The 12,659-nt window shown below is 38.4% G+C and carries 10 protein-coding genes; all 10 read left to right on the forward strand.

All coding sequences use genetic code 11. The features are described 5' to 3' along the window. The 10 genes from dnaA to IGL13_RS00050 all read left to right on the forward strand — a co-directional run bounded on the left by dnaA (nt 1) and on the right by IGL13_RS00050 (nt 12,655). A complete protein-coding gene (gene dnaA, locus IGL13_RS00005) occupies nt 1-1,344 on the forward strand; it encodes a chromosomal replication initiator protein DnaA (RefSeq protein WP_002356013.1) in 1,344 nt (447 codons plus the stop codon). Between the two features lie 201 nt (nt 1,345-1,545). Continuing rightward, nucleotides 1,546-2,676 carry a DNA polymerase III subunit beta gene (gene dnaN / locus IGL13_RS00010; RefSeq protein WP_002356014.1) on the forward strand — a complete coding sequence of 377 codons (1,131 nt, stop codon included), beginning with the start codon at nt 1,546-1,548 and terminating at the stop codon, nt 2,674-2,676. Nucleotides 2,677-3,256: 580 nt separating this feature from the next. Further along, entirely contained in the window at nt 3,257-3,502 is a 246-nt protein-coding gene (gene yaaA / locus IGL13_RS00015) for a S4 domain-containing protein YaaA (protein WP_002356015.1), read from the forward strand. Continuing rightward, nucleotides 3,489-4,616, forward strand: coding sequence for a DNA replication/repair protein RecF (recF, locus tag IGL13_RS00020; RefSeq protein ID WP_002356016.1), 1,128 nt, complete (start codon nt 3,489-3,491; stop codon nt 4,614-4,616). Before yaaA ends, recF begins: the two co-directional genes overlap by 14 nt. After that, the gene (gene gyrB, locus IGL13_RS00025; RefSeq protein WP_002359210.1) at nt 4,613-6,562 is read left to right on the forward strand and encodes a DNA topoisomerase (ATP-hydrolyzing) subunit B; all 1,950 of its coding nucleotides are present in this window, start codon (nt 4,613-4,615) and stop codon (nt 6,560-6,562) included. Before recF ends, gyrB begins: the two co-directional genes overlap by 4 nt. Before the next feature lie 55 nt (nt 6,563-6,617). Continuing rightward, the gene (gene gyrA, locus IGL13_RS00030) at nt 6,618-9,119 is read left to right on the forward strand and encodes a DNA gyrase subunit A (RefSeq protein WP_002361457.1); all 2,502 of its coding nucleotides are present in this window, start codon (nt 6,618-6,620) and stop codon (nt 9,117-9,119) included. Between the two features lie 174 nt (nt 9,120-9,293). Further along, on the forward strand, nt 9,294-9,596 hold the full coding sequence (rpsF, locus tag IGL13_RS00035; protein ID WP_002356019.1) for a 30S ribosomal protein S6: 303 nt from the start codon (nt 9,294-9,296) through the stop codon (nt 9,594-9,596). 44 nt (nt 9,597-9,640) lie between these two features. Beyond that, complete coding sequence (gene ssb, locus IGL13_RS00040) at nt 9,641-10,207, forward strand: single-stranded DNA-binding protein (RefSeq protein WP_002364599.1); 567 nt, start codon at nt 9,641-9,643, stop codon at nt 10,205-10,207. Nucleotides 10,208-10,232: 25 nt separating this feature from the next. Continuing rightward, the gene (rpsR, locus tag IGL13_RS00045) at nt 10,233-10,472 is read left to right on the forward strand and encodes a 30S ribosomal protein S18 (RefSeq protein WP_002356021.1); all 240 of its coding nucleotides are present in this window, start codon (nt 10,233-10,235) and stop codon (nt 10,470-10,472) included. Between the two features lie 206 nt (nt 10,473-10,678). Next, the gene (locus IGL13_RS00050) at nt 10,679-12,655 is read left to right on the forward strand and encodes a DHH family phosphoesterase (RefSeq protein WP_010710069.1); all 1,977 of its coding nucleotides are present in this window, start codon (nt 10,679-10,681) and stop codon (nt 12,653-12,655) included. The last annotated feature ends 4 nt before the right edge of the window (nt 12,656-12,659 follow it).

The raw sequence follows: 12,659 nt of genomic DNA on the forward strand, positions 1-12,659 counted from the left end.
ATGCCCGACGTGGAAAGTTTTTGGCATAGCCTTGAAGAAGCCTATCAAGCGATTTTGTCGGCGCCAAGTTTTGATGCTTGGATTAAAACCACACGCCCTTTGAAATTAGACAACAATCAATTGTGGCTAGAAGTCCCTTCTGCAGTTCATCGTGATTACTGGGAAAAAAATCTTTCGGCAAAAATTGTCGAAACTGGATTTAAATTGACCGGTGCAGAAGTGATGCCCCATTTTGTTGTTGCCGATGAAAAAGACGCAGCACTGGCACAAGAACTCGAAGAACCTGCCGAAGAAGAAGTTGTTTTTAGTGAACAAAGTAAAAAAGCGATGCTTAATCCTAAGTACACTTTCGACACCTTCGTTATTGGTAAAGGAAACCAAATGGCGCACGCTGCAGCGCTTGTTGTTGCCGAGGATCCTGGTTCGATTTACAATCCCCTTTTCTTCTATGGTGGTGTAGGGTTAGGGAAAACCCATTTGATGCATGCTATTGGTCATCAAATGTTAGTGAATCAACCAGATGCCAAAGTCAAATATGTTAGTAGCGAAACGTTTACGAATGAATTTATCAACTCAATTCAAACAAAGACATCCGAACAATTTCGGAAAGAATATCGCAATGTTGACTTATTATTAGTCGATGATATTCAATTTTTGGCGGAAAAAGAAGCAACATTGGAAGAATTTTTCCATACCTTCAACGATCTTTACAATGAAAATAAACAAATTGTTTTAACAAGTGATCGCCCGCCGAATGATATTCCAAAATTACCTGAACGATTAGTTTCTCGCTTTGCTTGGGGTTTGTCTGTCGATATCACCCCGCCTGATTTAGAAACACGGATTGCAATTTTGCGCAAAAAAGCAGATGCCGAGCGTTTAGAAATTCCGGATGATACACTAAGTTATATCGCTGGTCAAATTGATTCCAACATCCGTGAATTAGAGGGTGCTTTGGTCCGCGTTCAAGCCTTTGCAACTATTAATGGAGAAGATATTACCACTAGTTTAGCGGCGGACGCCTTGAAATCTCTAAAATCAGTTGGTAGTAAAAATCAATTGTCCATTTTACAAATTCAAGAAGAAGTATCCAAATATTATCATGTGCCTCTTAAGGATTTAAAAGGGAAAAAACGGGTGAAAACAATTGTGGTTCCTCGTCAAATCTCAATGTATCTTGCTAGAGAAATGACCGACAATTCCTTGCCAAAAATTGGTGCCGAATTTGGCGGCAAAGATCATACAACGGTGATTCATGCGCACGAAAAGATTCAGCAATTATTGGAAAAAGATCCAGCGATTCAAAAAGAAGTCAGTGAAATTAAAAATTTATTGAACTCTTAGGATGTGGAAAACTAAACAAAAAAGAACAAAGTTATCCACAACTTATACACAAGTGGATAACTTAGTAAAATCAATGCTCTTTTGACTTTTCCACAGAATCAACATGCCCTATTACTTTTATTATTTATTTATATATAATATACAAAACAGTGGCGTACAAAATTAGAACGTATTGAAAATACTTAAAAAGGAGTTTACATTATGAAATTAACGGTCAAACGAAGTGTCTTTTTACAAGAATTACAAACTGTTCAACGAGCAATTTCTTCTAAAACAACGATTCCAATCTTAACAGGTGTTAAAATTGTGTTATCAGAAGATGGCTTATCACTTACTGGGAGTAACGCGGATATTTCAATTGAAAGTTTTTTAAGTAAAGACGATGAAAAAGCTCAAATGACCATTGAACGCACAGGTAGCATCGTTTTACAATCTCGTTTCTTTGGCGAAATTATTCGTAAATTACCAGAAGATATGTTCACAATGGAAGTTCTAGATAACAATCAAGTTGCAATTACTTCAGGAAAAGCTGATTTTACGGTCAATGGATTAGATGCTGATAATTATCCGCACTTACCAGTAATTGATACTCAAAACCAAATGAAATTACCTGTTCATTTATTGACAAAAATTATTAGTGAAACAGGTTTTGCTGTATCGATGCACGAAAGTCGTCCAATTTTAACTGGGGTTCACTTTATTTTAGAAAATCAAAAATTACTTGCCGTTGCGACAGATTCACATCGTTTAAGTCAACGTGTGATCCCGACAGAACAAGCAGTAGAAGACTTTAACATTGTAATTCCAGGAAAAAGTTTAACTGAACTTTCTCGTTCATTAACCAATGAAGAAGAAATGGTTGAAATCAGCATTATGGAAAACCAAGTGCTATTTAAAACAGAAACAATGTACTTCTATTCTCGTTTGTTAGAAGGAAATTATCCTGATACCAACCGTTTAATTCCAACTAGCCATAACACGCAAATTGAATTTTATGTACCAGAATTGCTTTCAGCAATCGAACGTGCCTCTTTACTTTCTCATGAAGGACGTAACAATATTGTTCGCCTTTCAATTTCACCAGATTCTGTTGTTTTATATGGAAATTCACCTGAAATTGGAAAAGTCGAAGAAGCTTTAAACTATGAAAATGTTTCTGGTGAAGCGTTGGATATTTCTTTCAATCCAGATTATATGAAAGATGCGTTGCGAGCGTTTGGCGATATGAATATTACCGTGAAATTCCTTTCTCCAATTCGTCCGTTTACATTGGAGCCAACCGAAACAGAACTAGATTTCATTCAACTAATTACACCGGTTCGTACAAATTAATCATGTTTAAAAAAGACCTTCGGAAAATCACTATGATCGCCGAAGGTTCTTTTTTGTCGTCTATTTAAAGTCGATAAACGCTACTAGATAAGCTTTTTAAAACTGAAATAGCTTTTACGCTAATATGATTGTGAATGTTTGAACTATCGTTTGACGAATAAATTCTGCCTTTTTTTTTAGTGGATAAAGAAAAAAGCCCTTTAATTTTTCGTTTAAGAGCTGTTCATTTTTTTATGAACATTTCCTAGTGAAAGAAGTTTACGTTGCTTAAAACGACGCTCAGACCTCTACAAGCTACTTTTCTTCATTGCGCGCCCTCTTCGTTTGTCTTTGAGTTACCCCTAATTGTTTTTTAGTTAAACGCTACTCGTCATTTCTGCCAAATCAGGTCCCTTTTTTCTCAAGAAAATATCAATTACCGTTTTAAAATGCTTTTTAAGAGTTTTTTTATCCTAATAATATTTTCGGTCATTTAGAATTAAAATTGCTTAGAATGAAAATTAGACAGATAAATTTGTTTTCTCTTATGAAAAAGGGTATAATATATATGAGAACGTATTAGAAAAAAGAGGGATGCACATTGAAAAAAACGTTTGTTTTAGCAACTGAGTATATAACGCTTGGTCAGTTTCTTAAAGAAATCAACGTCATTGGTAGTGGCGGCCAAGCCAAATGGTATTTGGCAGACAATAGCGTGTTTGTTGATGGCGAGTTGGAAAATCGTCGCGGACGGAAACTTTATGCGGGCATGATGATTGAGATACCTGAAGAAGGTACTTTTTTTATGGTGAAAAACGGAAACGAGTCCGACGATGCGGCTGAATGAGCTGACACTTCAGCATTATCGTAATTATGAAACAGTCAGCTTAGATTTTCCAAAAACGTTAAATCTTTTTTTAGGCGAAAACGCCCAAGGAAAAACCAACTTGTTAGAAAGCATTTATGTTCTAGCAATGACACGAAGTCATCGAACCAGCAATGAAAAAGAATTAATTGGCTGGGAACAAGCAGCAGCTAAAATTAGCGGTGTGGTTGAAAAAAAGACAGGCACCGTGCCGTTGGAAATTTTAATTTCCAACAAAGGACGTAAAACCAAGGTTAACCACATTGAGCAAAAAAGGCTCAGTGCGTACATTGGGCAACTGAATGTTATTTTATTTGCCCCAGAAGATTTATCTTTGGTGAAAGGCTCACCTCAAGTCCGCCGGAAATTTATTGACATGGAACTCGGACAAGTGAGTCCTATTTATCTTTATGATCTTGTCCAATATCAGTCTGTTTTAAAGCAACGGAACCAATACCTAAAACAACTAGCTGAAAAGAAACAAACAGATACTGTTTATCTGGATATTTTGACAGAGCAGCTAGCTGAATTTGGCGGGAAAGTTCTATACGCTCGGTTAGGTTTTCTTAAAAAATTAGAACACTGGGCAAACTTACTCCATCAAAAAATTAGTCATGGACGCGAAACGCTCACCATTGACTACGCATCAAGCATCCCAATTGACAACACGGATCTTTCCTTAGAAGCACTTCAAAATCAATTGCTCCAACAATTAATGAACAATCGTAAGCGTGAATTGTTTAAAGCGAATACTTTTTTAGGCCCTCATCGTGACGATTTGCTATTTATTGTCAATGGTCAAAATGTTCAAACGTATGGCTCACAAGGCCAACAACGAACGACAGCTTTAAGTATTAAATTGGCAGAGATTGATTTGATGCATTCAGAAACAGGAGAATATCCTGTGTTATTACTAGATGATGTCATGAGTGAATTAGATAATGAACGTCAAATTCACTTGTTAGAAACGATTGAAGGCAAAGTTCAAACGTTCTTAACGACAACTAGTTTAGATCACATAAAAGACAAGCTAACAGTTGAACCAGATATTTTCTATGTTCAACAAGGCAAGATAGAAAGGAATTCAGCGACATGACAGAAGAAGAAAAAAACATGAGAGAACGTGCGCAAGAATATGACGCTAGTCAGATTCAAGTTTTGGAGGGCTTAGAAGCTGTCCGGAAACGTCCTGGTATGTACATAGGTTCTACTAGTGGCGAAGGGTTACACCACTTAGTATGGGAAATCGTTGACAACTCTATCGACGAAGCCTTAGCAGGATTTGCTAAATCAATTCAAGTAATTATCGAACCAGACGATAGTATTACTGTTATCGATGATGGTCGTGGAATTCCAGTCGGGATTCAAGCCAAAACAGGTCGCCCAGCTGTGGAAACAGTGTTTACAGTGCTACATGCCGGCGGGAAATTTGGCGGTGGCGGCTATAAAGTATCAGGTGGCTTGCACGGTGTTGGTTCCTCTGTTGTTAATGCTTTATCGACCAGTTTAGATGTTCGTGTTTATAAAGATGGCAAAGTGTACTACCAAGAATATCGTCGTGGTGCGGTTGTTGATGACCTAAAAGTTATCGAAGAAACGGATCGTCACGGAACCACTGTTCACTTTATTCCAGATCCTGAAATTTTTACAGAAACAACCGTTTATGATTTTGATAAATTAGCAACACGGGTTCGTGAATTAGCCTTTTTAAATCGAGGCTTACACATTTCAATTGAAGACCGTCGTGAAGGACAAGAAGATAAAAAAGAGTATCACTATGAAGGCGGGATTAAGAGTTATGTTGAGCATTTAAATGCCAATAAAGACGTTATTTTCCCAGAGCCAATCTTCATTGAAGGAGAGCAACAAGATATTACAGTGGAAGTGTCAATGCAGTATACAGATGGCTACCACTCAAATATTTTAAGTTTTGCCAACAATATTCATACTTATGAAGGCGGAACGCATGAATCTGGTTTTAAAACTTCTTTAACACGTGTGATTAATGACTATGCACGTAAACAAAAATTGATGAAAGAAAACGATGAAAAATTAACTGGGGAAGATGTTCGTGAAGGCTTAACCGCAGTGGTTTCCATCAAACATCCAGATCCTCAATTTGAAGGACAAACCAAAACGAAATTAGGAAACTCAGAAGTACGGACCGTCACGGATCGTTTATTCTCAGAATACTTTACAAAATTCTTGATGGAAAATCCAACAGTCGGCAAACAAATTGTCGAAAAAGGCATGTTGGCCTCAAAAGCTCGTTTAGCCGCTAAAAGAGCCCGTGAAGTCACCCGTCGTAAAGGCGCGTTAGAAATTAGCAACTTGCCAGGGAAGCTGGCTGATTGCTCAAGTAAAGATCCGGAAAAATGCGAATTATTTATCGTCGAAGGAGACTCGGCCGGCGGTTCAGCAAAACAAGGCCGTAGCCGTGAATTCCAAGCCATTTTACCAATTCGTGGGAAAATCTTGAATGTCGAGAAAGCCAGCATGGATAAAATTTTAGCCAATGAAGAAATTCGGTCATTATTTACAGCTATGGGAACAGGCTTCGGCGAAGATTTCGATGTTTCTAAAGCACGTTATCACAAACTAGTGATTATGACCGATGCCGATGTCGATGGTGCGCATATTCGAACGTTGTTATTAACCTTGTTCTATCGCTTCATGCGGCCAATTGTTGAAGCTGGTTATGTGTATATTGCCCAACCACCACTATATGGTGTGAAACAAGGGAAAAACATCACCTACGTTCAACCGGGCAAACATGCTGAAGAGGAACTAGCAAAAGTGTTAGAAGAATTACCTGCTTCACCAAAACCAAGTGTTCAACGTTACAAAGGGTTGGGTGAAATGGATGATCACCAACTTTGGGAAACAACAATGGACCCAGAAAAACGATTAATGGCGCGAGTGAGTGTCGATGATGCCATTGAAGCTGACCAAATTTTTGAAATGCTAATGGGCGATCGTGTGGAACCACGTCGTGCGTTTATCGAAGAAAATGCCCATTACGTGAAAAACTTGGATATTTAATGTGTCGCAACGTTGTAAGAGACGCTAGAACATATATTTAGAGGGGAAAAAATTCATGAGTGAAGAAATTAAAGAAAACATTCAAGACGTCAATCTGACCAGCGAAATGAAAGAATCTTTCATTGACTACGCAATGAGTGTTATCGTAGCCCGCGCGTTACCTGACGTTCGTGACGGTTTAAAACCTGTTCATCGCCGAATCTTATATGGAATGAACGAATTAGGGGTAACCCCTGATAAACCACACAAAAAATCAGCCCGGATTGTTGGGGATGTTATGGGTAAATATCACCCCCATGGGGACAGTGCGATTTACGAATCAATGGTGCGGATGGCACAACCTTTTAGTTATCGGGCTATGTTAGTTGACGGCCACGGAAACTTCGGTTCTGTCGATGGTGACGGCGCTGCCGCTATGCGTTATACCGAAGCACGTATGAGTAAAATTGCTTTAGAAATGCTACGAGATATTAACAAAAATACAGTCGATTTCCAAGGAAACTATGATGATTCAGAACAAGAACCAGTAGTTTTACCTGCTCGTTTTCCAAACTTACTAGTTAACGGAACAACGGGGATTGCGGTGGGGATGGCAACAAATATTCCACCACACAATTTAAGTGAAGTGATTGATGCAACAAGTTTATTGATGGACAATCCTGATGTAACGACGAATGAATTGATGGAAGTGTTACCTGGACCAGATTTTCCAACAGGCGGTTTAGTGATGGGGAAATCAGGGATTCGCCGAGCATATGAAACAGGGAAAGGTTCGATTACTGTTCGTGCAAAAGTTGAATTGACTGAAATGCCGAATGGAAAAGAACGTATTTTAGTAACTGAATTGCCTTATATGGTGAATAAAGCCAAATTAATCGAACGAATTTCTGAATTACACAGAGATAAACGAATTGAAGGAATTACTGATTTGCGGGATGAATCTTCTCGTGAAGGCATGCGGATCGTCATCGATGTTCGTCGAGATGTGAGTGCCTCTGTTGTGTTAAACAACTTGTACAAAATGACTGCCTTACAAACATCTTTTGGTTTTAACATGTTAGCCATTGAAAAAGGCGTACCGAAAATTTTAAGCTTGAAACGTATTTTAGAAAATTACGTCGAGCACCAAAAAGAAGTCATTACTCGCCGGACGATTTTTGACAAAAACAAAGCAGAAGCACGGGCGCATATTTTAGAAGGTCTACGAATTGCCTTAGATCATATCGATGAAATCATTGCCATTATCCGTGGATCACAATCAGATGACGAAGCAAAAGCAACGTTAATTGAACGCTTTGAATTTTCAGATCGTCAAGCGCAAGCGATTTTAGATATGCGTTTACGCCGTTTAACAGGCTTAGAACGCGACAAAATTGAAAATGAATATCAAGAGCTATTGAAATTCATTGCGGACTTAGAGGACATTTTAGCCCGCCCAGAACGCGTCATTGAAATCATTAAAACAGAGTTAAATGACGTTCGCACAAAATTTGGTGATGCACGACGCACAGAATTATTAGTAGGTGAAGTCCTAAGTCTTGAAGATGAAGATTTAATCGAAGAAGAAGAAGTCGTGATTACGTTAACCAATAACGGCTACATTAAGCGGATGGCAAACTCCGAATTCCGGGCGCAACGCCGTGGCGGACGTGGTGTCCAAGGCATGGGCGTTCATGATGATGATTTCGTGAAAAACCTAGTTTCTTGTTCAACACACGACACGTTATTATTCTTTACGAACACTGGGAAAGTTTACCGAGCAAAAGGTTACGAAATCCCTGAATACGGTAGAACAGCAAAAGGAATTCCAGTAATTAACTTACTGGGAATTGATTCTGCAGAAAAAATTCAAGCGATTATTTCTGTTGAGGGCAAAGCGGAAGCAGGTAAATACTTGTTCTTCACAACCTTAAAAGGAACCGTCAAACGGACAGCCGTAACAGCCTTTTCTAATATCCGTAGTAATGGATTAATCGCCATTAGCTTAAAAGAAGATGATGAGTTAGTTAACGTGGTAACGACTAATGGCAATCAGAAGATGATTATCGGAACACATGCAGGATACTCTGTCACATTTGATGAAAATACTGTACGTGATATGGGCCGGACAGCATCAGGTGTTCGGGGAATCCGTCTCCGCGAAAATGATTATGTGGTCGGTGCAGCGATTCTGGATGAAAACAAAGAAGTCCTAGTCATTACTGAAAATGGTTATGGTAAGCGTACAAAAGCTTCTGAATATCCAGTTAAAGGACGTGGCGGTAAAGGGATTAAGACAGCAAATATCACTGAGAAAAATGGTCCATTAGCTGGTTTAACCACGGTCAATGGGGATGAAGATATCTTATTGATTACGAACAAAGGCGTCATTATCCGCTTTAACGTTGATTCTGTTTCTCAAACAGGACGCGCAACATTAGGGGTTCGTTTAATGAGAATGGAAGATGGTGCCAAAGTGGTAACAATGGCTGTTGTAGAACCAGAAGAAGTGGAAGAAGAAATCGTTGAAGTTGTAGAAACAACAGAAAACGAAACAACATCAGAAACAGAAGAATAACATAAAAAAGTTTCGCCAGTTGGCGAAACTTTTTTATTGGGGCTTTTCAAAACTATTTCTTGCTTTTGTCCATCAATTAGCATATAATTAGAGATTGTGAACTACCTTTTTAGGTATGTTCTCCTTGCTCTTAGCCAACTAAGAGCCTTGAAGTCCATAGGGAGGTGAAAATCAATGAGTCAAGATACGAAGTACGAAATCATGTACATTATTCGTCCGAACATTGATGAAGAAGCAAAAACTGCTTTAGTAGAACGTTTCGACACAATCTTAAAAGATAACGGAGCAGAAGTTATCGAATCTAAAGATTGGGAAAAACGCCGCTTAGCATATGAAATGAACGGATTCCGTGAAGGCATCTATCATATCGTTAATGTTACTTCTCCATCAACAGCTGGCGCAATCAACGAGTTTGATCGTTTAGCAAAAATCAATGACGATATTATCCGTCATATGATCGTGAAGGTAGAAGCATAATTTGTTTCACATGAAACATTTATTGACGAAAGGAGATGTTTTGAATGATTAATAACGTTGTATTAGTCGGAAGATTGACAAAAGATCCTGACTTACGTTACACCGCTAGTGGTTCAGCTGTTGCGACCTTTACACTTGCTGTAAACCGTAACTTTACGAATCAAAATGGTGACCGTGAAGCAGACTTTATCAACTGTGTGATTTGGCGTAAACCCGCAGAAACAATGGCTAATTATGCCCGTAAAGGTACATTATTAGGTGTTGTCGGAAGAATTCAAACTCGTAACTACGAGAACCAACAAGGTCAACGTGTCTACGTAACTGAAGTGGTTTGTGAAAACTTCCAATTGTTAGAATCTCGTTCTGCTTCAGAACAAAGAGGAACTGGCGGCGGTAGCTTTAATAACAACGAAAATGGTTATCAATCACAAAATCGTAGCTTTGGTAATAACAATGCCGGTTCTGGATTTAATAACAACAACAATAGTTTCAATCCATCATCTTCTCAGTCGCAAAACAATAACGGTATGCCTGATTTCGATAAAGATTCTGATCCATTTGGTGGCTCAGGTTCATCTATCGACATTTCAGATGATGATTTACCATTCTAAACGAATTTGATAGGAGGGAACAAGAATGGCACAACAAAGAAGAGGCGGACGTAAACGTCGGAAAGTCGACTACATCGCAGCAAACCACATCGAATACATCGACTATAAAGATACTGAATTGTTAAAACGATTCATTTCAGAACGTGGCAAAATTTTACCACGTCGTGTTACAGGTACTGGCGCTAAAAACCAACGTAAATTAACGATTGCTATTAAACGCGCACGTATCATGGGATTATTACCATTCGTTAGTGACGAACAATAATTTTATGACAATTTCCAGAACCAAAGAGCTTGCTCTTTGGTTCTTTTTTATCTTGACTAGTGTTTCACGTGAAACATAACAAGGTTCGCAGAATGAAGTGTTTTGTGATAAAATAAGGGATGAAATAACTAGTGAATCACCAGAGCAATATGCTCGTTGGAACAAGTCGCCTCAAAGGTCTGCAGAAAGATTGGAGGCAAAAAAAAATGCAAAAGAAGAGAATTCAAAAAAACGGTTTCTTAATTGTTGTGGGTCTTCTCTTAGTAGAATTTCTCCTCTATTTCTTACTAACAAATAAATGGCTGCTATTGGCGGTAATTATCGCATTAGATATCTTTCTCTTAGTGGTTATTCGGCTGTTGATTAGAGATGTAGAAATTACGAACGTAGAAAAGATTCAAGAAGCAAGTTCCATTGCTGAACAATCGTTGGATTATGTTGTGAATGAAGTACCTGTAGGAATTATTACGTATAACGGGGAAACACGCGCGGTAGAATGGCTTAATCCTTATGCTGCTTCTATTTTTAATAAAGACAATCAGCTAACGTTAACCGCTAGCCAAGTTACGTCTTATTTAGAATTAGCAGAACGAAACCAAGATATTTTTACAATTGACGAAAATACCTATCGCTTTAGCGTCAATAAAGAACAACATACAATTACTTTTGAAGATATCACTAAAGAAAGTAATTTGTATCAAGAAAAAGTCGAAATGCAAACGGCTATTGGCATTGTGTCTGTCGATAATTATGATGATGTCACCGATACAATGGATGAGAAAGAAATTTCTTATTTGAATAGTTTCATTACGACGATGGTTTCTGATTGGATGGACCAATACAAAGTTTTTTATAAGCGAATCAACGCAGAACGTTATTTTTTCATTGCCCAATGGGAAGATATTCAAAAAATGATGGACGAAAAATTTTCTATTTTGGATACGATCCGTAAGGAATCAGCTAACCATGAAGTAGCCATTACGTTAAGCATGGGGATTGCTTATGGGGGGCCAACCTTAGATCAAACCGGGACAACAGCTCAAACAAACCTAGATACAGCTTTAGTACGTGGCGGCGATCAAGTGGTTGTAAAAGAAGCCAAAGATGAAGCGAAGCCGTTATTTTTTGGTGGAAAAACGGCAGTAACGACGAAACGTTCCCAAGTACGTTCTCGCGCAATGAGCATGGCAATTAAGGGAATTATTGCGGAATCAGCTGATATCTATATTATGGGCCATCGTTATCCAGATATGGATGCGTTAGGTTCAGCATTTGGTGTTGCTCGTTTAGCTTCGTTTAATAATCGAAAAGCGTGGATTGTTTTAGATGAAAATGAAATCATTCCCGATGTCAAAAGAGTGTTAGAGGCGATTAAAGAGTACCCAGAATTAGAAGAGCGCATTATTAGTCCTAAAGAGGCCATGAAGCGCAAGAAAGAAAGTAGCTTATTAGTTATGGTAGATTACCATAAACCGTCTCTATCGATCTCACAAGAGCTCTATGAGCGTTTTGATAAAGTAGTAATCATTGATCACCATCGACGAGGAGACGAATTTCCAGCAAAACCCTTGCTTTCTTATATTGAATCTTCTGCCTCTTCTGCTTCAGAATTAGTCACAGAATTGATCGAATACCAAAGTAATAGCGCAAATAAACTGCAGGCCTTTGAAGCAACCATGATGTTGGCGGGAATTGTGGTTGATACGAAAAGTTTCAATACACGAACGACGGCGCGAACATTTGATGTGGCTAGTTATTTACGAACTTGTGGAGCAGACTCATCTTTAGTACAATATCTATTAAGTTCTGATCTTACAAGCTATCTGGAAATGAACAACTTAATCTCTAAAAGCGAATATGTCACAAAAGATACCGTCGTTGTTGCCGGGAGTGAAGACAAAGAATATGATAGTGTCACAGCTGCCAAAACAGCGGACACATTACTTTCTATGGCAGGGATTAATGCAGCATTTGTCATTACCAAGCGGAAGGATCAACAGATTGGCATTAGTGCTCGGAGTAATGGTTCAATTAATGTCCAAATTATTATGGAAAATTTAGGTGGTGGCGGTCACTTTACTAATGCGGCAGTACAATTATCAAACGTAACAGTAGCAGAAGTAAAAGAGCAACTACTTGATGTAATTCGTCAAAATATTAATGAAATGTATGAACAGGAGTGAAGGA

This window comes from Enterococcus sp. DIV1937, assembly GCF_050535975.1.
GTDB classification, from domain to species: domain Bacteria; phylum Bacillota; class Bacilli; order Lactobacillales; family Enterococcaceae; genus Enterococcus; species Enterococcus faecalis.